Below are 22,056 nucleotides of genomic sequence, written 5' to 3'. Positions count from 1 at the left end.
GCCGAAACCATATTGGCGAAGTAGCTGTATTTGTGTAGTAAAAGTATGGTGTTGGCAGTCAGTGTTTTAGCGCACAATTACTCGTTTTTGCCGCGCAGGTAAATGGTAGGATTTTGAGGGGTATATGTACGCATTATGGGGGGCAGCTGTTTGCCATTTAGGAGCAAAAAACGACTAATGTGCGTTTTCTTCGTAACATTGCTTAACGGTCAGAATTACCCCCGAATGGATTAATTAACATACATGAATTACGAATGAACTCACCGAAAAAAAGCTCGAAGGCATCCGCATTACGTACCCCCGGCACAGAGTTAGCCGTAACAGCAATATCAGTTGTCGATCATACACCCCCAGCCTCCGACCATCCGGCCCGATCCGGTCAGGTACGCGTTGCTATTGAGCATGTAACGCCCGAACTTGACGGTGGCCGGTTTCCGATAAAAGCAACTGTGGGTGATGTGATCGCTATTGAAGCTGATGTTTTTGCTGACGGCCATGATCATTTAGCGGCTTTGCTTCTCTACAGGCATAGTGATGAGTCTGACTGGACCGAAATGGCCATGACGCTGCTCAACAATGACCGTTGGGGTGCATCCTTTATTGTTGAAAAGCAGGGCCGTTATGTTTATACAATTGAAGCCTGGGTCGACCATCCGGCATCGTGGCAGCACGAAGTTCATCTGAAAGTGGCCGATGGGCAGCGGATTACGAGCGAACTGCTGGCTGGTGCGCAATTTCTGGATGGAATGTTCAAGCGGGCTGGCGGGCAGGAGATAAAAGCAGGAAAGGGGAGAAAGAAAACGCCCGTGGCACCAGTTGACGAATCGGCCGATGCCGCAGCACTACGGGAGATGGCTGCTTTGTTTCGGGATGAGAGTCGCTATGACGAAGCCGTTTCGGTGGCTGAAAGCGATCAGTTTACGTTCTACGCAAGCCGGTATCCCGAACGCCAGTTCCCAACCCGCTATGTTCATGAACTCGGTATTGAGGTAGACCGTACTCGTGCTGCCTTTAGCACCTGGTACTGCCTGTTTCCTCGTTCGGCTTCGCAACAGGAGGGTGTTCATGGTTCGTTTAAAGACGTGGAAGCCTTATTGCCCCGTATTTCGGGGATGGGTTTCAATGTGCTCTATATGCCGCCCATTCACCCGATTGGTACGGCTTATCGTAAGGGGAAAAATAATTCGGTTGTTTGCCAGCCCGGTGAGCCGGGGGTTCCGTATGGGATTGGCTCACCCGAAGGCGGGCATGATGCGATTCACTCCGAACTGGGTACGGTAGATGATTTTAAGCATCTCATTGCTATTGCGGCCAACTACGGCATGGAGGTCGCGATGGACCTGGCTATTCAGTGTTCGCCCGACCACCCGTGGGCGAAGGACCACCCCGAATGGTTTAAAAAACGGCCCGACGGCACCATTCAGTATGCCGAGAACCCGCCCAAGAAATACCAGGATATCTATCCGATTTATTTTGAGACCGACGACTGGCAGAACTTATGGGACGAATTAAAGCGGGTTTTGCTGGTTTGGGCTTCGTGGGGTATTCGCATCATTCGGGTCGATAATCCGCATACGAAACCGTTTGGTTTCTGGGAGTGGATCATTGCAGAAGTAAAGCGTGAGTTTCCGGATATGTTGTTTCTGGCCGAAGCGTTTACAAAGCCCAAGGTGATGCAGGAACTGGCCAAACGAGGCTTTTCGCAGTCTTATACCTACTATACCTGGCGCAATACGAAGGCCGAGCTGGAGGAATACATGACCGAGCTGACACAAGACGAGATCAGCTATTTTTTTCGTCCGAATTTCTGGCCAACAACCCACGACATCAATCCCAATATTCTTCAACCGGGACACGAGCCGCAGTTCCTGATTCGCTATTTCCTGGCGGCAACCCTGTCGAGCAACTATGGTATTTACGGACCATCGTTTGAGTTGATGGAATACGTTCCGTTCCCCAATAAAGAAGAGTATTTAAACTCGGAGAAATACGAAATCCGCCATTGGGACTGGAATAAAACCAATAAACTGACGTATCTCATTACGCTGGTGAATCGCATCCGGAATGAGAATGTGGCTTTACAAAAGACAAATAACCTGACGTTCTGCACCGTTAGCGACGATGCTATCATGGCTTACCTTAAAACGTCGGGCGAGAATCGACTGCTTATTGTAGTCAATACGGAAGCTTACGGCCGTCGGGCGGGTATGGTACAGGTTCCGATCTGGGAGCTGGGTATCGAACCAGACCAAACCTATTCAGTCCACGATTTACTGACGGAAGCCTATTATACCTGGAAGGGTGAATGGAATTACGTGGAACTGGACCCGTATGTGCTTCCTATGCACCTGCTCCGGATTGAAGTGTAGGTAGGCGTGGTGACGGTTTCTGGAATACCAGCTTAACCGAAACCGTCATCACGCTCCCGAATCGCTACTTTTCGGGTACAAAGGTCAGTGAGCTAAACTGGCCTTCGTCGAAAATTTCCTGAGCCAGCGTTTGTAACTGATTGGCTGTTACGGCTTTGATGTCGTTAAAGATGTCATTCAGCGCTTCTACCCGGTCGATGTCGAGTAAACTCTTGGCCATCATGAGCATAAAGCTGTTGTTGCTTTCTTCGGCCATTGCCAACTGACCAATAAGCTGCTCCTTGGTTTGGTGAAGTTGCAGGGTCGTGAGCGGTTCTTCGCGGAGTCGCTTTAGTTCCTTGTTGATCAGTCCGATGGCTTTCTCCACTTTCTTGGGGTCGGTTCCGAAGTAAATACCCAGAAAACCCGTATCCAGATAGGGTGTATAACTAGCGTCGATGGAATAGACCAGCCCGTACTTCTCGCGTAAATTCAGGTTTAGCCGGGAGTTCATGCCGGGTCCGCCGAGGAGATTGACGAGCATAAAAAACGGTAGCCGACGCGGATCGGTCAGGCCATAAGCCGGGCGACCAATTGCGCATTGGGCCTGCGTAATCGGGCGTTCTACCCGGTTGTGGCGTGGTACGTAATCCGTAGGCATCTTGCGAAGGCGTGTCGTATGCTGGGCCGGTACATCGCGAAAATATTTTTCGGCCACTTTAACAACTTGCTTAAACGGCAGGTTGCTTACGGACGCAAATACGATTCGGCTGGTGTCATAATTCTCGGCAATGAAGCTCTGCAGATCTTCGCGCCGGAACGAGCTGACGGTTTCGGTGGTGCCGAGGATGTTGCCACCGAGGGCATGGTTAGGAAAGACCAACTCATCGAAATCGTCCTGAATAGCATCCTCAGGCGAATCGTAATACATGGCCATTTCTTCCAGAATAACACCCCGCTCGCGCTCGATCTGCTTTTCGGGAAAGACCGAATGAAACGTTATATCCGATAGCAGTTCAGTTGCTTTCTCAAAATGAGCACCCAGGACGGATGCATGAAAACAAACTTTTTCTTTCGTCGTATATGCGTTTAATTCACCGCCAACCGTTTCTAGTCGTGTAATTATGTGGTACGATTTTCGTTTCTCCGTACCTTTGAATGCCATATGTTCCCAAAAGTGGGCCAGTCCCTGCTGGTGTGGTTGTTCATCTCGGCTTCCGATATCAAGCATGATACCACAATGAGCAATCTGGGTATGCGGTATCTGTTTGTGAGCGATCCGGATTCCGTTTGGCAGGGTATAAACTTCGTAATCTTCCATTCTTAAGCAATTGACGCTCTAGGCGCACTAATGATAACCGTAACTAATTCGCCCCGGTTCCTGATTAGTCAAACAGCCTTTATTGGCGACGTGATTCTGGCAACGGCTCTTCTGGAGCAGTTGCATCAGGCCCAGCCCGATGCAGTGCTGGATGTTTTGGTTCGCAAAGGTAACGAGAGTCTGCTGGCTAATCACCCATTTGTGAATGAGGTATTGATCTGGGATAAAAAAGGAGCCAAATACCGAAGTCTCTGGACACTACTTCAAACCATCCGTTCCCGGAAATATGATGCTGTGCTTAACCTTCAGCGGTTTGGTACAACTGGTTTATTAACTGCCTTTTCGGGTGCGAAAACAACCGTTGGCTTTACGAAAAACCCCTTTTCGCGATTTTTTACTCATCGGATCGAACACCGGATCGAGCCCGGTATCCATGAAATACAGCGGAATGCTGAATTACTGAAACCGTTAAATCTGGCCTCACCCATCGTACGGTTGACTCGCCCAAAGCTCTACCCATCAGTAGCTGATTTTAATGCAGTCAGGATTTATCAGCATAAACCTTACATCTGCATTGCGCCAACGTCGGTCTGGTTTACAAAGCAATATCCATCCGAACGCTGGATTGAATTAATTCAGAAATTGCCGGACAACACCGTAATTTATTTATTGGGAGCGCCCGCCGATGCCCAGGCCTGTAATGCGATGATCGCACGGGCCGGGTTAGCACCGGGAACGGTCATTAATCTGGCGGGTAAGTTAAGTTTATTGCAATCAGCGGCTTTGCAGGCCGGAGCAGTGATGAACTATGTTAACGATTCGGCTCCCCTGCACCTGTGTTCGGCTATGAATGCGCCAACAACCGCCGTTTTTTGCTCAACGGTGCCCGAATTTGGCTTTGGCCCACTGGCCGATCAATCGAGAGTCGTACAGACGGCTGAAGTGCTCGATTGTAAACCGTGTAATTTACATGGCAAGTCGGCTTGCCCACTAGGACACTTCCGCTGTGCCTGGGGAATATCGGTTGACGAAATGGCCCATTTCCAGTAGGCTGTCTGCTGAGAACTGCCTACTGGAAACGGCCCACTGATTACTAAGAATTTCCTACTGAACTTTTGCCAGCCACAACGATGCGTTGATATGCAAGGCCGGGTGAGACGTGTACCCCGATGGAACATCGCCCGACCATCCGTTGAATAGATTGTCGTTGGTGTCGCCGGTTCCGTCATCGGCCGGAGAGCTATCGCCAATAAAGACGACACGACCATTTCCGTAAGTCGATAGGAGGGCCATTACACTGGTGGTGCTGCCTACCGTACTGCTCATCCGCCAGAACAAGCCCTGAACGGTAGCATTATTGGCCGGGTAAAGCGTGGCAGTAGTGCCATTATAAAAGGCCAGTTTGGACGCTGTACCGGCTAAACCACCTAACACCTTCTGGGCATTGGTGTTTGTTCCGGTATATACCTTCGTTGTCGGTTGTTCGCTGATGTCAATATAATCGACGGTGAAGCCAAAGGGCTTGTTGTTGTTGATGCCATTGTTTGCCATCAGATCGTTCCAGACCCGTGGCGAATCATAGCCATCGCCATCCCTATCTGATGGATTGTAGCCATTTGGGTCGGTACCGGTTAGTGAAGGAGCCGTATGATCGGCCACCATCATCAGTCCGCCACCATTCGAGATAAAGTTCATCAGCGCAGTCTTTTCGGCTGTTGTGAAAAGCCGATTGGGCTCCACGACAATAAACACATCGTAATTACTCAAATCCTGCGGGTTGGATGCATTTCCATAGGTAAGCGATGCCGTGTTGGGCAATGTTTCTACCAGATTGCCGCGTTTTACCAGATCAACCGCCCAGGCCGAAATACCCCCTTTCCAGTAGGTTTCGGAAGTTGTAGCGGTGATGCCTGTATAAGAAGGCGTTGGATAGCGCTGTGCCTTGGTTTCTACCGTAGTTCCACCGGTGTAGATCGGGACGCTTTCGGTGCCGTCAGCATCAATCTGCCAGTCGGCACTACCTGCATTCTCGCGTTTGCTGGCATCAAACAAAAACTTTTTGCCCGTAGGCGTACCACCCCCAGCGTTATCGTTGATGACAATGTCGTCAATATTGATGCGGTTTGTTGAGCCGGATAGTTTTCTGATCTCCAGGCGAACAGTGCCCGACACATTCAGCGTAAAGGTTTGAGTCTGAAGAGTCGTTGTGGTCGTAATGGTTGAACCAGCCTGGGCCCAGCTACTGCCACTGTTAACCGAGTACCACAGCCCCCATTGACTCGCGGCATCGCTGCCGTAAGTGCCATGTTTGATCGTAACGGTGCTGGCACCTGTTGTGACATCGAATAGCATGGTGATCTTCCCTGTATTCCGAATCCGGGCCGACCAGGAGCCTGCTTTTAAATCGCCACTTAAGTTGCCGATTAAGGCATCGTATAGATTCCAGGATTTCGATTGGAGTGTAACGTTGTCGCCACTGGATGAGCCCGTTGGAGTGACGTCATAGGCTGTTTTGGGGCTACTCGCTCCCACTTCAAATCCTTCTGATAAAGTGATTGCCTGAAGCCGTGCTGAGCCCAGTTGACTCACATTTGTAACCGCAGGGGTAAACTCGTCAAGAGAATGACAACCTGCCAGTACTGCCCCAACAACCAGGCAGGCAATGAGGGTGTTCTTTGAGGTGAACAAATTGAGCATCAGAATAAACGTTTTAGTGATTTACAAGTAAAAACCCTGCAAAAATCTAAATTCTTACTGACGACAATTTAGGTAAAGTATTACTATTCTGTTACGTTATAAATCAATATGTTTCTTTACGGACATTTTCGAGGTAGCCATAATCTGTTCAATATGGAGAAACATGGTGTTTATGGTACTTAAAATAAAGTAATAAAAATGGACCCGTAGCTTAGGCGTTTTGTGCCGTTGCGGGTAGATACACATCAAACGTAGCCCCTTCTCCTGGCGTACTCGTTGCCGTGATGGCTCCCCCGTGATTTGTTACCACCTTCTCACAGATAGCCAGCCCAATGCCCGTTCCTGCGTACTGGCTTCGTGTATGGAGTCGTTGAAAGACCTGAAAAATGCGCCCGAGATACTGCTCATCAAACCCAATACCGTTGTCTGACACACGAATGCGGTAGTAGGCTGGTGCCTGCCGACTGGGCTTGATGGTTGCTGGTAACTCTGTTGCGGTTACCAGTTGTGAACAGATACGAATGTGAGGTGGTACCGCTGGTTGATGAAATTTGAGGGCGTTGGACAGCAGATTCTGAAACAACTGCTGTAGTTGCGATGCGTCGCCTGATACGGTAGGCAATGACTCTACCTGCACGTCGGCCTGCTTTTCCTGAATACTCAAAGCCAGATCATCCAGAACCCGCTCCACAACCCGCTCCAGAGGTACAGCTTTTGCCGTGTCATGATGGGTAGAAATTCGGGAGAAATTCAGTAGATCCTTGATCAGAACGGCCATACGCCCAGCGGCTGACTGCATGCGTTCGAGATGGTCAATGCCACTGCCTAGCTGGTCGGCATAATTGTTCTTCAGGATATCGCCGAACGATTGAATTTTACGAAGAGGTTCCTGTAAGTCGTGACTGGCGATATAAGCAAACTGCTGAAGACTTTCGTTGGATCGTACCAGTTCTTCGTTGAGCGATTCAAGCTGAAGCTGTGTTTTCTTTAGCTCGGTAATATCCAGGAACGATAAAACGATCCAGTCGCCGTGCCGAACTCCCTGTACCTCATACCAGAGATCATAACCTTCATAGGTGTAATGATTCTGATAACGAAGGGGAACGCCAGTTTGTGCCAACTCTTTATACTGTTGCCAGACACCACTAAGGCCAATACCGGGGAAGACTTCCAGCATGGTTCGGCCAATTAAATCGTCGGCTGGCCGGCCCGTCATTCGTTGGGCCATTTGGTTAATAAGCTCATACCGCAAGTCGATCACTTCACCCGTTTGGCTATCCCGAATGATCGAATAAAGACCAATGGCTGTAAGCGCACTATCGGTAATAAATTTGAGTTGCTCGGCCTGCTGCTGGCGGGCCATTTCAGATACCTGCTGCGTTATGTCCTGCATAGCACCGACCATCCGCACGGCCTGGCCGTCCTGAAATAGCGTATAACCCCGGTCATGTACATAAGCATAGGAGCCATCGTTTTTCAGGAACCTATACTCGTCAGACCAGTTCGTTTTTCCTTGCCTGATGGTTTGATAAATACTGTCGTGAACACGCTGCCGGTCGGCAGGATGAATCCGGGTAATCCAAAAGTTTGCTCCGTCCTTGATGGTTCCGGGCTGATAGCCAAATAAGTCCAGAAAGCCTTCATTCCACCAGACCTGATCGGTTATCAGGTTCCAGTCCCAAACCGCGTCGTGGGTAGCTTTGGCCAGCAATTCAAACCGTTCATGGGCTAATGCAGCAGACGGCTCATTCATGTCACTCATGCATTACAAAAGGGATGCTATACAAAAATAAAAGATTATTCATTCATCTGCTTAAGCACAGTTAACTAAGTGAGTGTATGTCTGATCCCTCAACATCATCGGGATAATCCGTCGATTCCTGTAAACGCTGAATAGGCATTCAACAGCCGCCCGGTTGGCTCGACACCAGGGCGGCTATTGAATGCCTATTGAGGTACCAAGGCGTAAGTTAGTTTCGCTTACTTTTTCTGTTGGGAGAGAAAGGTGATAAGCGAGGCAAATTCCTCGTAAGACAATGCATTGACCAGCCCCGTCGGCATCATCGAGGTTTCCATTTCCTTACGACTGGTTATATCCGAGGCTTTTAAGGTATAAACCTGTCCGGTGATATCGCGAAGGACTACTCGTGTTGACGACTCTTCGGTAATAAAGCCCGTATAGCTTTTGTTGCCTTTAGCCGTGATGAGAACCGTAGCAAATCCCTGCGAAATGGATGCATTCGGTTTGAGAATTGACTCGGCAATCTGGTCCCGGTTCATAATCGAACCGATTTGTCCCATAAAAGGACCTTTCATGGTTTCGCTCTTACTCAGACTGTGGCACGCCACGCAACCTTGCTGGGTAAACAGTGTTTTACCCAAAGCGGCATCGCCTTTAATCCGGGCCATTGCCAGCATCACATCTTCAATAGACGACTCCCCAATCTGACCCTTTTTATTCCGGATTTTATCGAGATCTATTTTCACTTCTTCTTTGGCAACCACTGGCTCATCTCCGCCAAATTCACTGATCTCCATTCGGTGCCTGCTGTTCAGGTCAGCAAAAAATGGCTTATCGCTGGATTGATTCCACTCCTTGATCAGAAAATCCTTGATTGTGGGCGATGATTCCCACGTAATGGCTTTGTAGTAGGGCCCATGCGTATCGGGCCGGGTACTCCACCACCACGAACCGTCATAATCGGCTTCTTTTTTATAAAGACGTGACAGCGTAATCAGCAGTTGCTTTTTTAGGGCTGCATCGGCTGTAGGAGTATAGGCTGCCATCAATCCATTGACTGCTTTTGGGTCGTGCATGTAGCGTAATGCCCAAAGCGCGAGCGTTGAGTTTGCTGACCCGATGGCCTTCACACAGGCGTCAACGGCCTGAAGACTAACCAATGCCCGAACCGCCAGGTGGGCCGGAATAATGGCCGAATTAGGTGTCGCATGTGGCCCTTCTGTGCCGATGGCTGGGGCTGTGAACGAAGCGGGGACACTGACCTGCAACAGCGCCGGAGCAGCTTCCTGCCGACCGAGTCGGCCAAGACCAATAATAGCCGCTATCTGAACGCGGGGCGAAGGGTCTTTTAATCCAGCAAGGAATGGTTCAATCGGCACCTTACTCAGCATCGGTTTCTGATCCGAGAGGGCACGGAGGGCAAATGCCCGCATCTCGCTGTCGGACGTCAGGGTTGCCAGTTTATCGATGCCACTGATGCCAGCTGCCTGAGCGTAGGTATACATCCCGGCGACCCGCGCATAAAGTGGTATGCTCTTATCCGCAGCAATTTTCCAGGCTATGGGCGCTGTTTTCTCGGATGGTCGGGTCAGTAATTCCTGCTGGGCCGCTAAACGAGCCACTCCACTACCAGATTTTAAAAGACTGGCCAGTTTTTTTACTGACATTTTTTTTAGGACTGGGAAGGGTTTATAAACCCAGTTCTTAGGTACAGCCCTTGCCACAAATCCTTTGCTGGGATTTCCCGAATAGCCCGCACCATCCCAGGCCGATAGGTATACACGGCCCGAAGCATCGACATCCACGTCCGTGATCTGTGCCAGTTTGATAAACTCTTCCTCTTTTTGGGTGAAACTAGCTGCATCTGGCGTAACGCGGTGAATAAAGAGCTGACTTCGGCCCCAATCGGCCATCATCGGAACGTGGTTGTACTGGTCCGGCCAGCTAGAATCGTCCATGAACAAAGCTCCGGTACCCGAACCTCCTCCCAGATCAATCAGAGCGGGTATAATTTCGTCCGTAAAATGTTTGAACAGAACCGGATACCCATATTCCCCCGACTGGATCTGATTGCTGAACCGGATGTTCCAGCCTCCGCCATCATTGGTGTTGCCTCGGGTAAATATATTCATGTATGGGTCGATAGCCACGTCATAAATGTTCCGCAGCCCGTGTGTGTAGACCTCCATTCCGGTTCCATCGGGTCTTACTCTGACAATACCCCCGCCGAGCATGGTTAATTTCTTACCAGAGCGGTCTGTTGCATTATGAAAGCCAAAATCACCGACGGCAATGTAAATCCAGCCATCGATTCCCATGCGGATGCCATTGGTAGCGTGGTCGGTACCCCGGCTTTGCAGAAATTTAGGTGAACTAATGTGTTCAATGAGAGGTCGTGAGGGTCCATCCGCAAGGCCGTCGTGGTCTTTGTCGTCAAAAACGACCAGATCCATACCCGTAGCGATGCCCGTTTCTTTTGAGAAGATGGTGTGCAAAACAAATAATTGATCGCCAACAGGCAGGATGCCCCGTGGATTATCAACCATTGCAAATGTGGTATGCTGATCTATTTTACCATCGTTGTCGGCATCGACCAGCCTGACAATACGGCCTTGCCCCGGCTTTTTACCGAGCGACCCGATCATATCGACGCCTACGTAGACCTCGCCAGCTGGTGCGACCGCCAGACAGGCAGGACTTGGCGTCAGATCGGAGCCAGCAAACTTGGTTAAGCTGAGTTCAGGCGGCCAGGTGGTTGTTTTGGGCAAGGAATCAACCCGGTTAAGACTGTTTGAGGTTGCCCCTGTTTTAGCAGTCTCTCGATTTGTGTTATGCCAGAATAGAATAAAAAGAGCCGAAAGAAGCGTTAATGTAGATTTTATCATGATTTGCAAAGAGCATGTATTTGTTCCAGATCTAGCCGACTGGTGTTAAAGGAAGCTCATGCTAATAAAAGCCCTTTCACATAAAAATCATACTCTATTTGCCCGGCCATACTGTTACTGTTGATTTAGTCTTTCAGTTATTCTGACTGTGGGTAATCGGAGAATACGTACAGACTCTTGGGCCTTCATAGTCGGTCAGGTTAAGCGACAGATGCATGGGCGAACAAAACGTAACAATCGCTTGATCAATATTAAGTCACACAAAGTGCATAACCGCACACATTATGTGTAAAGACCGGGGGTTTATGAAGTACTGCTATATTATTTACTGTTAGGTTTAGATTAGAATGGGGTTAAAATACTGATTTTCTTACTGTTAAGGGTCGTTTTGCAATCATAAACGATTCATAATAATTACACCTCAGTGGGATAAAACTGCCCGTCTACTTTTGCTGGACTTTATTCGGGCGCTACAATCACTAACCGTCTAATGCCTCCTGGCGCACCTAACGGTCGAATCCTAATTAGTAAATCACTCTTCCAGTAAGCTACCCCAAACGTATGAGACAAAATGCTACTTATCCTTGTGGCAGGCATTATGGGCAATTTCGGTTGCCGCTGTTCCTGCTTCTATTGAGCTACCTATTGGTAGGTAGTCAGACCTTTGCCCAAGGCCGGTTCGTTAAAGGTAAAGTCAGTGATGCTAAATCGAACGGTCTTCCGGGGGTTAGTATCATCATTAAAGGCAGCAATAACGGGACAACTACCGACGCTAATGGCGATTACTCGCTAGCGGTTCCTTCTGCTGAGGCCGTTTTGACCTATTCCTATATTGGTTTCGATCCACAGAGCATAGCGGTTGGCAACCAGACCGTTATTAATGTCTTGCTCGCTGAAAATACAGCTCAGCTAAACGAAGTAATCGTAACGGCTTTAGGGATTAAGAAAGAAGCCCGAACCGTTGGGTATACAGCCCAGGAGATTGGGGGAGACCAACTTACCAAAGCTCGGGAACCTAACCCAATCAATGGGCTGACGGGTAAAATTGCCGGGCTGACAGTGTCTCCAAGTGCCGAATTGCTGGGCCGTCCGCAACTGATTCTACGGGGCAACAGCGACCTGCTATTTGTGGTTGATGGTGTACCGATTAACTCCGATACCTGGAATGTATCTGCCGACGATATTGAAACCTACACGGTACTGAAAGGCCCTAACGCAGCAGCACTCTACGGTTTTCGGGGCCAGAATGGAGCTATTCTGGTGACGACTAAAAAAGGCACGAAAGATAAACGCAAAGTGGCTGTCGAGTTCAACTCCAGCACAATGTTTGATCCCGGCTATCTGGCAATTCCGGAGCGGCAGAGCGAATACGGGTTTGGATCTAACTACCAGTATGCCTATGCCAATAACCTCTATGATGTAGGAAATCCGAACCGTCGGGCCAACATATGGGGTCCACGTTTTGAAGGGCAAAATGTACCGCAGTACGACAGCCCGATCGATCCTGCCACGGGCATTCGGCAGGGGACACCCTGGGTAGCGCGGGGAGCCAATAACTTCCGCGACTTTATGCAGACCGGAATGTTATCGAACAATAACATTGCGATTTCATCGAGTGGCGAAAAGTATGACCTTCGGATGTCGATCTCCAATAATTACCAGAAAGGCATGGTGCCCAACACGCGGTTGAATGTCACCAATTTTAATCTCAGCACGGGGATCAATTTCACCGAACGGCTCAAATTCGATGGGAGTCTGAACATGAGCCTTCAGAACTCGCCAAACATTCCGCAGTCAAGTTCGGGTCCGGAAAGTGAAACCTATATTTTTCAGGTGTATGGATCGAGTAGCTGGTCGGTGAACGATATGCGCGACTACTACAAAGCTCCGCTGGGTGTGCCGGGCGTTCAGCAATATTACGCCGAATATGGCCGGGGCAACAACCCCTATTTTGTAGCCTACGAATGGCTCTATGAACACCGCAAAACGGATATCTACGGCTATGCCCGACTGAACTACAAGATCAACGATTTCCTGAATCTGTCGGCCCGCACGCAGGTTACAACCTGGAACCAGCTCCGTAGCGAGAAAGTACCTTACTCAGCCATTACCTACAAAATACCCGACCTTCGGCTAGGTGATTACCGCGAAGATCGTCGGAATCTGTTCGAGAATAATACCGATCTGTTGTTGACGTTCAACAAGCAGGTGTCAAAGGATTTTCACGTCAGTGCCGTATTGGGCGGTAACGCACGGACTTTCAATTACAACTCAAGCTGGGCCACGACCGATTTCCTGATCGTACCGGGTGTGTATGATTTCAGTAACTCGAAAAACCCGGTTCAGGCCTACAACTGGCGCTCGGATATGTCGGTGCTTAGTGCGTATGCCACGACCGATTTGACGTACAAAAATTTCGTAACGTTGGGCCTGACGGGGCGATTCGATAAACTGTCGACTCTGCCAGCTGCTAACCGGACGATCTTCTATCCATCGGCCGCGCTTAGCACTGTCGTTACTGATTACCTGAAATTGCCTGAAGCCATCTCGTTTCTCAAACTACGCGCTTCGTATGCCGACGTAAAAGGTGGGAACACCATGTCGACAATTGGTTCGGCCTATCAGCAGGTAACGGGTAATTCTGTATCCACGTTGCTTGGTTACGGCACAGAGGTTACGACTGCCTACGATGGGCCAAGCTACGTGAATCAGAATACGTATACAATCAGCAAGCCGTATAACAACCTGCCTGCTGCCGGATTTACCAGCAGTCTGGCGAATCCGAACCTGCAGAGTTTTAACGTAGAATCGTATGAATACGGTTTCGATGCCAAATTCCTGCGTAACCGGTTGAGCCTGGATGTAACGCACTTCTCCTCGATCAACGGGCCGCAGATTTTCCCGCTGCCAGTAGCTTCATCGTCGGGTTATAGCAGCCAGATTGCCAATGCGGTTACGACCCAGAAGCGCGGCTGGGAGATTTCGCTGACGGGATCAGTGCTCAAAAATCCGAATGGTCTGAACTGGGATGTGCTGGCCAACTGGTCAACCTATAAAGAAACGCTGAAGTCGATCTACGGGAACGAAACAAGTATCTACCTGGCTGGGCCTAATCACGTCTTTACCGTTGGCGATCGGTTGGATGGCTACTACAGCTACAACTACCTGCGTAGCCCCGATGGCCAGATCATTCAGTCGTCGACGGGAACACCCCTGACGCGCCCTACTGGCACGAACACCCTTCAGTTTATGGGCTACACCAACCCCGATTACGTATGGGCACTCAACAACAAGTTCTCTTACAAGGGCTTTAACTTTAGTTTTCAGTTCGACGGTCGTGTGGGTGGAGTGATTCGCGATCAGGTTTATGCCTATGCGCTGAACGCAGGCAATCAGGTCGAAACGGTACAAGGCGATCTGGGAGCGGCTCGTCTGAAAGAGTGGCAGAGCACGGCACTGGGTACGACATCGCCAACGGCTGCTTATGTAGGCCCCGGCGTAATGGTTGCGAGTGGTTCGGTTAAATTCGACGCCAACGGCAATATCAGCAACATGAGCGAGCTTCAGTTCGCACCTAACAACAAAGCCGTAACGGTGCAGACGTATGTACAGGGCATCTATAACAGTGGTATCGAAGAACCCTACATGGTTAGCAAGACGTACGGTAAGCTGCGTGAGGTAATCCTGGGTTATACGTTTACGGGAACTATGCTCCCCCGTTTTATCAAGGCTGCCAACGTTTCATTTGTAGGTCGTAACCTGCTTTATTTTGCTCAGCGTAAAGATTTCGATCTGGATCAGTACGCTCAGGGTTACAGCGCATCGACGCAAAACACGTTGAAGAACCCCAGCCTGCAATCGGCCACTACACGTCGCCTTGGATTCAACATCAATCTGACATTTTAATGAACAAGGGATCATGAACAATGGGCAATGCCCTGTTCAGCACAGCATTAGCCGTCGTACATGATCCATCATCTATTCTTTCAAGAAAAGCCATGAAAGCAAGAGTTTATACTTTAGTACTGGCCGTGGGTGTGATGTTGGCCGTAGGTGCCTGTAAGTCATACGATGAGTTGCTGCCAAACCCCAACGTAGCGGGTGAAGACAAAGCCGTTCCTCCGTCGTTAATTTTGCCACAGATTCAATTCGACATCTATAGTCAGGGCGATGGCGGACCATTTACACAGGTTCATCGCTGGAACCAGTTTTCGGTGTCGAATAACCTGTATTATGGCGGACAGAACCAGTATAACTGGACTAATACCACTACCTTATACGGGACGCTGAAAAATGTAAATCAGATGGATCTACAGGCTACCAAATCGTTGGGAACAGCGATCAACGCCTATACAGCGCTGGCCAAATTTTTCAGAGCTTATATATTCGTCTGGCAGGCTGCACGGACGGGCGATACGCCAGCTTTGCAGGCCGGACAAGGTCTGGCCGACCTGGACCCAAGTTATGATGCCCAAAAGGCAGTTTATGCCCGAAGTCTGGCGTTACTAGACACGGCGAACACTATTCTGGGTTCGCTCGCTGCTTCCACGGCTTTACCGGCTACCATCAGTGGTGATATTTACTATAACAACGACCTTACTAAATGGCGCAAAGTAATCAACACCTTCAAACTACGGGTGTTGGTTAGCCTGAGCAAGCGGGTTGCCGATAATGCCGATCTGACTATTCCTCAGCAGTTTGCGGCTATTATCAACAACCCAACGCAATACCCGATCATGGCCAGCAATGCCGATAACCTGAACTTTGTGTTCAACTCGGCTTATAACACGTATCCACACACGCCCAACGACGCGAATAACCAGTACCAGTTCGAAGGATTGCCCTATCTGAGCATAACGACCGCTACGCAGGACCCTCGTACGTTTGTTTTCGCAACGCCAGCACCAGCGCAACTGACGGCAGGCAAGAAAGTAAGCGATTTTACTGCTTATATAGGGGCTGATATCTCTAAGGCAATTGGTGATTTGTATACCGAAGGTGCCAGTGCTGGCCCATCGGGAAAGTATTCCTATACGAATGATCAGCGTTACTACGGGTCGGTCGTTGGGCCAGAGCCTTACATCATCATGGGTTACTCCGAAATGAACTTCAATATTGCGGAGGCTATCAACCGGGGATGGGTGCCGGGTGCTTCAGCTGAGACGTATTATCTGAAAGGTATCAATGCTTCGCTGTCGTTCTATGGGCTGACCGAAGGGCAGACATACACCATCGGCGACCAGGGCGGTAAGACACTTGGCACAACAACCATCTCGATCAGCAACTTCCTGGCAAATCCCGGTGTGGTCTACAAGGGCAATAATCCCGAGGGCCTGGAGCAGATCCTGAACCAGAAATACGTGGCTTTTCACCAGAATTCTGGCTACGAAGCCTTCTATAACTGGCGCCGGACAGGTTTGCCTAAATCATTTGTCGCCACAGGTGGTGGTATCAATTCGAGCGGTAAAATTCCACGCCGGTGGCAATATCCGGTCGATGAGCAAACCTATAACACGGCCAACTATAAAGCGGCTGTGATGAGCCAGTTCAACGGAACTGACGATTTGAACATGGACACCTGGCTGACGAAATAATCGCCAGTTTTTACCGAAACCTATACGAAACCTATAAGGTCTCAAAAAGACCTTATAGGTTTTTCAAAAGTTCTCCAACTTTTTATAAATCTTATTTTCATGAAGAAGCTCACACTCTTTTTCTGCATCCTTGTTTCCAGTATTGCACTTGGTCAGAATAACGATACCCTGGTCTATAATGCAAAACGAGCCGTTGTTCTCGAAGGAGCCAGCAATTTTCGCGACCTGGGCGGCTACCCAACTCAAAATGGTCATCACGTAAAGTGGGGGCACCTCTATCGTTCGGCTGATATCAGCAAGCTGACCGATGCCGATTTAAAGATTCTGGCCGACCGCCATATTGCAACGGTCTGCGATCTGCGTGGTCCTGAAGAAATTAAGACGAACCCCGACCGATTGCCTGCCGGATCTGCCTGGTTTAATATGCCTGCGGGGAGCGAAAGCACGCGGGCCACGACAGCATCGTTAATGGGAGCCAAACCGGCTAACCGCGATTCAATGATGTTGGCTTTTTATGCTCGAACCGATCATCTTAAAGCAAAATACAAGCCGATGTTCGATCAATTACTGGCTCTGAATAATGATAAGGCGCTGCTTTTCCACTGTACAGCCGGAAAAGATCGTACGGGAGTCGGAGCGGCTTTGATATTATCGGCACTCGGTGTTGATCGTCCGTTTATTTTGAAAGACTATGCCGCAACGAATGAATACTGGAAGGGAAATCGTGAGCAGGTAATTCAATCGATGACCAAACAGGGTATGGATGAAAAAACAGTAAAAAGTATGCTGGCTGCTAATCCATCTTATCTGCAAAATACCTTCGATGCTATTGATCGCCAATACGGGTCAATGGACAAATTTCTGGCCCAGGAGATGGAATTAACGCCCAAAAAGTTAACCCAGTTAAGGAGCGCCTATGTGCAATAGGTATGGGCAGGGCGTTGGGATAAAATGTCACTAACGAAGCAGAGTAAGCAATTAGACTAATAAGTCGGGCAATGATACCTGTCTGCCCGTATCATTGCCCGACTTATTATTTAGGGTTTTTGATACAGGACTAAGGTATATGTTTGCCAAATTGACGGCCTTTCAACCAAAAGCGAATCGCTTTTGGTTGAAAGGCTAAAGAGTAAATTACAGTGGAAATGACCAGAAGACCAGCTAAGTTAGCATGGGTCGGTTGAAGTCGGTAGAAAACAGTATCCAGCTTGCTTTTAAGGCTAAACCCTTCTTCCATTTTCGACTATGGCACGTTCTCAATCGCTGCTTCGCACTTGTTTACAGGCCGGTTTGCTAGCCGGTACCCTTGACGGGATAGCGGGGCTTTGGCTGTATTATAACGCTACCGGTAAAAACCCGCTGGGCGTGTTCCCATACATCGCTAGTGGCGTTTTTGGTCGGGCAGCCTTCAGTGGAGGATGGCCAATGCTGGCATGGGGTGTTTTCTTTCACTACCTGATTGCTACACTTTTTGCCGTGTTTTTTGTCTTGCTCTCAGGGCAGGTAAGGTGGCTACGCCAGCACTGGGTTTTAACTGGATTACTCTACGGAGCCTTCGTCTGGGCGGTAATGAACCTGGGAGTGGTTCCTCTGTCCAACGTATCCAGAGGTCCGTTCAATCTGGCCAATGCTATTCTCAACCTTGGTATTTTATTGGTGAGTGTAGGCTTGCCGATTTCATGGATAACCAGCCGGAACGAGCCAATTGGTCAATTGGGTAAATGAAAAAGCCATTTAGGGGCTTTAATGCCCATCTCTTCTGTGAATAGATACGAATGGCTGATTGGGTGTAGGCATGCCTTGTAGGAATGAGGAACGATTATCAGCCAAAAAATGCATTTGATCCCTGCTGGTACGCCGGTGGTCAATCTCTTTTTTTCCTTCTCAACTGGTTACTTTCTTTTGTCCGGTTGTGGTAACCAGGCCATGTCGGGCATCTCTTACCGGTGCGGTACGTATCAGCGTATCCGTAAAGCCATTCATCTTGCCGCAACGCCTAAACAAGCTGGCAAAAATGACAAAAGCTAATCCTATTGATCGTAGAGATTTTCTGAAAATCGGTACTTGTGCTGCTGGAGGCCTGTTAATCTCCCTGGTTATACCTGCCAGCGCTACTCCGCGCTTAGCCATGGTATCTGCGCCAGTAACGGCTACCCTGAATGCATTTCTGCGGATTAGCGAGGATAACAGCATTCATATTAGTCTGTCAAAAGTGGAGATGGGGCAAGGTATCTGGACAACCTTACCGATGCTCATTGCTGAAGAACTGGATTGTGACTGGAACAATATAAAGGTAGAACACAGCCCTCCGGGAAAGGCGGCTGATTTTACTGAACCTTTAATCCGAAGCTCTACTGGCGGATCGGAGTCAACTGTGTCTGAATTTGATCGCTATCGTCAGGCGGGTGCAACGGCCCGAACGATGTTGGTCAGTGTCGCGGCAAAACGATTTGGCGTCTTGCCGCAGGATTGCAGAACAGAAAATGGGTATGTCATAACTGGTGCCCGGCGTATCAGCTATGGTGAAGTGGCAACCGAAGCCTTAACGTTACCAATCCCTTCGGTTAAACTTCGAGACCCTAAAGACTGGAAGTACATTGGTAAATCACAAAAGCGTCTGGATAGCCCCGACAAGCTGAATGGTAAAGCAAAATATGGCCTGGATATTCAGTTCCCTGGTTTACTGGTAGCCCTTGTTGCCCATGCTCCTGTTTTTGGAGGAAACGTAAAATCAGTTGATGCTACGCAGGCAAAAGCAATACAGGGTGTTCGTGAGGTAGTCCAGATTTCTTCGGGCGTTGCTGTACTTGCCGATCATTTCTGGGCCGCCAAACGTGGGCGGGATGCCCTGAAAATTGACTGGGAACCTGGCGAAAACTCGGCTATAGACAGTGACGCACAACGGGAAGAGTACAGAAAGTTAGCCAGCACAGAAGGAGTTATCGTTCAGAAAAAAGGCGATGTGGCTTCCGCGTTAAAAAATGCTGTTAAAACGATCGATGCGGAGTTCTATTTTCCATACCTCGCCCACGCACCGATGGAACCCCTGAACTGTACCGTAAAAATTTCTGACGACAAATGCGAACTCTGGGCGGGCACTCAATCGCCTTTACTGCATCAGGCCGAAGTCGCTGCATTTTTGGGGTTAAAGCCTGAGCAGGTAGCGTTTTACACACCTTTTCTGGGAGGCAGTTTTGGTCGGCGTGGTTCCTTTAGTTCTGACTGGATCATGGAAGCTGTTCATATCGCCAAAGCAAGCGGCAAGGCTATCAAACTGGTATGGTCGCGGGAAGACGATATTCAGGGTGGCTATTACCGACCGGTTTATGTACATCGTGTCCAAATTGGTGTCGGCTCCACTGGATATCCTGTAGCCTGGCAACACCGGATTGTTGGGCAATCTCTTTTCGTGAACACACCCTTAGCCGATGTAATCGTTCAGAATGGGATCGATTATAGCTCCGTAACGAGTGGAGGGCCTTACTCCGAAGCCATTCCCGATCATTCGTTTGAGTTGCACACTACTACTGTTGGCGTTCCGGTCCTGCCCTGGCGATCCGTAGGGAATACGCATACTGCCTTTGTCATGGAAACGCTGATTGATGAACTGGCGGTGCTTGCCTCAACAGATCCTGTTGCCTACCGACGTATCCTGTTGGACCATCATCCACGACACCTGGCTGCGCTCAATCTGGCGGTCGAAAAAGCGGAATGGGGCAAAACTTTGCCTAAAGGGACATTTCGTGGTGTAGCGGTTCACGCGGCAATGGGCAGTTATGTTGCGCAGGTAGTTGAGTTATCGATTGACAATCAGCAAATACGGATACATCGTGTCGTATGTGCCATTGATTGCGGGCTGGCGGTAAATCCCGATGGCGTTCGCGCCCAGATGGAAGGAGGGATTGTCTATGGTCTGACGGCTGCGCTCTATGGCGAGATAACGCTAGAGAAAGGACGGGTAAAACAAAGTAATTTCCACGACTACCGCATGCTGCGGATGAATGAAATGCCAGTGATCGAGGTGCATATCGTGCCGAGTACGGATAGCATGGGCGGGGCTGGTGAGCCGGGTGTTCCTCCCATCGCCCCGGCGCTTGCGAATGCACTTTTCGCAGCTACCGGCAATCGATTTCGTCGCCTGCCGATTCGACTGGACGATATTGGGAAGCCCTAATGTTGGCGAACAGATTTGTAGAAGGCACTCGTCTCGTAGTAGGAGGAATTTCGCTCAGAACCGTATACGTGCTATCAATTCCTGGCCATTGTATGGGTAAGCGGTTTCCGCTGAGCCAGTATATTCGCTGGAATAGCTAACGATTTTTTGAGCACGTATTGAGCCACGACCGGAAAATGGTCAGAAAAGGAGATACCTGACAGGGTCTGACAGGTTTTAATGTGCCAGTCACTGCTAACGAATTGTTGGTCTAGCCGTACACAAAAAGGATGACGGTTCAGTGTAAAGCCCAATCCCTGGCCAGCTTCCTCAAACGCATTCCTGAAGTTTTGACTAAGCTTTCCGTACGAATAACCCATCGGCGTTTCGTTGAAATCGCCACAAATAATGACCGGATAGCGACTGCCCGCTACGTATGATTCGACTTCCAGTAACTGCTCGTTTCGATTTTTAAATCCTTCTTTCAATCGACGGAACGTATCGATCACCTCAAAGCAGAACTGGCCGATATGGCCTGCTTTCAGGGCACTTACGGCCTGATTGGTCCGAACGCCCATCGACCATAGATGCACATTGACTACCCGAATGGTATCGGTTCCGTAAGCGATATCGGCACACAGGAAGCCGTTGATATCAGGACCATGAATTCTGTTCCAGATACGGCCATATTGATTCACAATGGGGTAGTTGGAAAATAACGCCAGTCCAATTTCCCGATCTTTATCAAAACAGGTCAGCTTTTCTACTTTGGCCGCATACTGACGTTCAATCTGTTGGTTGGGCGAATATTCCTGAAAACAGGCAATATCGGCCTTCAGCGGAGAGGCATCGAAGCCGTTATTGATGTTTGTTGGAAATGTTTCGCTGTTAAAACTCAGTACTTTCAGGGTCTGTGTCTGACCCATATCGATATCGCCAACACTTGTTCCTACCAATCTTTTTACGACCAGAAATGAGAATAAAACCCAGATCAGACCGGCCGTAGCAATCATCTTCTGTTGTTTGTAAAGCAGATAAATGCAGGAAATTAAGCCACAGGGAATGGCCAGGGGTAAGCTCATCATAACAAACCCGGTCAGCCAATGGCCAACAACGGGATAGTAACAAAAAGCCATTGTAAAAAAGAAGTAGCTGAGTGTTGTATAGGCGATAGGGAACTGACGGTATCTGTTGACTAATAGTCTGCCCGCGTTCGTTAATGTTCCCCAAAGTAGCTGTAGGACCCCCATTAAAAGACCGGCAAATTTGTGAAAAATTGACATAGCGTGAACGTTGAGATAAATGAATAGAGCGGCA

At 49.2% G+C, this 22,056-nt stretch carries 13 protein-coding genes; 8 read left to right on the top strand and 5 right to left on the bottom strand.

The features are described 5' to 3' along the window. Positions 1 to 254 precede the first annotated feature (254 nt). Complete coding sequence (locus GJR95_RS12870) at positions 255 to 2,369, top strand: alpha-1,4-glucan--maltose-1-phosphate maltosyltransferase (RefSeq protein ID WP_162386251.1); 2,115 nt, start codon at positions 255 to 257, stop codon at positions 2,367 to 2,369. Between the two features lie 64 nt (positions 2,370 to 2,433). Here the strand turns inward: GJR95_RS12870 and GJR95_RS12865 are convergent, their stop codons facing one another. Continuing rightward, positions 2,434 to 3,669 carry a M16 family metallopeptidase gene (locus tag GJR95_RS12865; protein WP_162386250.1) on the bottom strand — a complete coding sequence of 412 codons (1,236 nt, stop codon included), beginning with the start codon at positions 3,667 to 3,669 and terminating at the stop codon, positions 2,434 to 2,436. A gap of 30 nt (positions 3,670 to 3,699) precedes the next feature. Here GJR95_RS12865 and GJR95_RS12860 point away from each other — a divergent pair, with 30 nt between their 5' ends. Further along, positions 3,700 to 4,719, top strand: a complete 1,020-nt coding sequence (locus GJR95_RS12860) for a glycosyltransferase family 9 protein (RefSeq protein WP_162386249.1) — start codon at positions 3,700 to 3,702, stop codon at positions 4,717 to 4,719. Positions 4,720 to 4,773: 54 nt separating this feature from the next. Here GJR95_RS12860 and GJR95_RS12855 read toward each other — a convergent pair whose 3' ends face one another. The 3 genes from GJR95_RS12855 to GJR95_RS12845 all read right to left on the bottom strand — a co-directional run bounded on the left by GJR95_RS12855 (position 4,774) and on the right by GJR95_RS12845 (position 10,992). Beyond that, positions 4,774 to 6,366, bottom strand: coding sequence for a hydrolase (locus GJR95_RS12855; RefSeq protein WP_162386248.1), 1,593 nt, complete (start codon positions 6,364 to 6,366; stop codon positions 4,774 to 4,776). 211 nt (positions 6,367 to 6,577) lie between these two features. Beyond that, positions 6,578 to 8,119 carry a sensor histidine kinase gene (locus tag GJR95_RS12850; RefSeq protein ID WP_162386247.1) on the bottom strand — a complete coding sequence of 514 codons (1,542 nt, stop codon included), beginning with the start codon at positions 8,117 to 8,119 and terminating at the stop codon, positions 6,578 to 6,580. 227 nt (positions 8,120 to 8,346) lie between these two features. Continuing rightward, entirely contained in the window at positions 8,347 to 10,992 is a 2,646-nt protein-coding gene (locus tag GJR95_RS12845; RefSeq protein WP_162386246.1) for a DUF7133 domain-containing protein, read from the bottom strand. A gap of 561 nt (positions 10,993 to 11,553) precedes the next feature. On the opposite strand from GJR95_RS12845, the gene GJR95_RS12840 reads away from it, so the two are divergent. The 6 genes from GJR95_RS12840 (at position 11,554) to GJR95_RS12815 (ending at position 20,760) form a co-directional block, all read left to right on the top strand. Next, the gene (locus GJR95_RS12840) at positions 11,554 to 14,898 is read left to right on the top strand and encodes a SusC/RagA family TonB-linked outer membrane protein (protein ID WP_162386245.1); all 3,345 of its coding nucleotides are present in this window, start codon (positions 11,554 to 11,556) and stop codon (positions 14,896 to 14,898) included. 92 nt (positions 14,899 to 14,990) lie between these two features. Further along, a complete protein-coding gene (locus tag GJR95_RS12835; RefSeq protein ID WP_162386244.1) occupies positions 14,991 to 16,586 on the top strand; it encodes a SusD/RagB family nutrient-binding outer membrane lipoprotein in 1,596 nt (531 codons plus the stop codon). Between the two features lie 99 nt (positions 16,587 to 16,685). Then, a complete protein-coding gene (locus GJR95_RS12830) occupies positions 16,686 to 17,513 on the top strand; it encodes a tyrosine-protein phosphatase (RefSeq protein WP_162386243.1) in 828 nt (275 codons plus the stop codon). A 318-nt stretch (positions 17,514 to 17,831) separates the two neighbouring features. Further along, the gene (locus GJR95_RS12825) at positions 17,832 to 18,311 is read left to right on the top strand and encodes a hypothetical protein (RefSeq protein ID WP_162386242.1); all 480 of its coding nucleotides are present in this window, start codon (positions 17,832 to 17,834) and stop codon (positions 18,309 to 18,311) included. A 108-nt stretch (positions 18,312 to 18,419) separates the two neighbouring features. Further along, complete coding sequence (locus GJR95_RS12820; protein WP_162386241.1) at positions 18,420 to 18,614, top strand: hypothetical protein; 195 nt, start codon at positions 18,420 to 18,422, stop codon at positions 18,612 to 18,614. Then, positions 18,601 to 20,760, top strand: coding sequence for a xanthine dehydrogenase family protein molybdopterin-binding subunit (locus GJR95_RS12815; RefSeq protein ID WP_162386240.1), 2,160 nt, complete (start codon positions 18,601 to 18,603; stop codon positions 20,758 to 20,760). Before GJR95_RS12820 ends, GJR95_RS12815 begins: the two co-directional genes overlap by 14 nt. 74 nt (positions 20,761 to 20,834) lie before the next feature. Here GJR95_RS12815 and GJR95_RS12810 read toward each other — a convergent pair whose 3' ends face one another. Then, the gene (locus GJR95_RS12810; protein ID WP_232541172.1) at positions 20,835 to 21,875 is read right to left on the bottom strand and encodes an endonuclease/exonuclease/phosphatase family protein; all 1,041 of its coding nucleotides are present in this window, start codon (positions 21,873 to 21,875) and stop codon (positions 20,835 to 20,837) included. Positions 21,876 to 22,056: the final 181 nt, after the last annotated feature.

Source organism: Spirosoma endbachense (assembly GCF_010233585.1).
Taxonomy (GTDB): domain Bacteria; phylum Bacteroidota; class Bacteroidia; order Cytophagales; family Spirosomataceae; genus Spirosoma; species Spirosoma endbachense.
This window is presented reverse-complemented; position numbering and strand designations above follow the sequence as displayed.

What these genes read in the sequence shown, in the direction of transcription:
- GJR95_RS12845 (WP_162386246.1), bottom strand. Translation starts at nt 10,992, where the DNA reads ATGATAAAATCTACATTAACGCTTCTTTCGGCTCTTTTTATTCTATTC.
- GJR95_RS12860 (WP_162386249.1), top strand. Translation starts at nt 3,700, where the DNA reads ATGATAACCGTAACTAATTCGCCCCGGTTCCTGATTAGTCAAACAGCC.
- GJR95_RS12820 (WP_162386241.1), top strand. Translation starts at nt 18,420, where the DNA reads ATGCATTTGATCCCTGCTGGTACGCCGGTGGTCAATCTCTTTTTTTCC.
- GJR95_RS12835 (WP_162386244.1), top strand. Translation starts at nt 14,991, where the DNA reads ATGAAAGCAAGAGTTTATACTTTAGTACTGGCCGTGGGTGTGATGTTG.
- GJR95_RS12855 (WP_162386248.1), bottom strand. Translation starts at nt 6,366, where the DNA reads ATGCTCAATTTGTTCACCTCAAAGAACACCCTCATTGCCTGCCTGGTT.
- GJR95_RS12815 (WP_162386240.1), top strand. Translation starts at nt 18,601, where the DNA reads ATGACAAAAGCTAATCCTATTGATCGTAGAGATTTTCTGAAAATCGGT.
- GJR95_RS12825 (WP_162386242.1), top strand. Translation starts at nt 17,832, where the DNA reads ATGGCACGTTCTCAATCGCTGCTTCGCACTTGTTTACAGGCCGGTTTG.
- GJR95_RS12865 (WP_162386250.1), bottom strand. Translation starts at nt 3,669, where the DNA reads ATGGAAGATTACGAAGTTTATACCCTGCCAAACGGAATCCGGATCGCT.
- GJR95_RS12870 (WP_162386251.1), top strand. Translation starts at nt 255, where the DNA reads ATGAACTCACCGAAAAAAAGCTCGAAGGCATCCGCATTACGTACCCCC.
- GJR95_RS12830 (WP_162386243.1), top strand. Translation starts at nt 16,686, where the DNA reads ATGAAGAAGCTCACACTCTTTTTCTGCATCCTTGTTTCCAGTATTGCA.
- GJR95_RS12810 (WP_232541172.1), bottom strand. Translation starts at nt 21,875, where the DNA reads ATGGCTTTTTGTTACTATCCCGTTGTTGGCCATTGGCTGACCGGGTTT.
- GJR95_RS12850 (WP_162386247.1), bottom strand. Translation starts at nt 8,119, where the DNA reads ATGAATGAGCCGTCTGCTGCATTAGCCCATGAACGGTTTGAATTGCTG.
- GJR95_RS12840 (WP_162386245.1), top strand. Translation starts at nt 11,554, where the DNA reads ATGAGACAAAATGCTACTTATCCTTGTGGCAGGCATTATGGGCAATTT.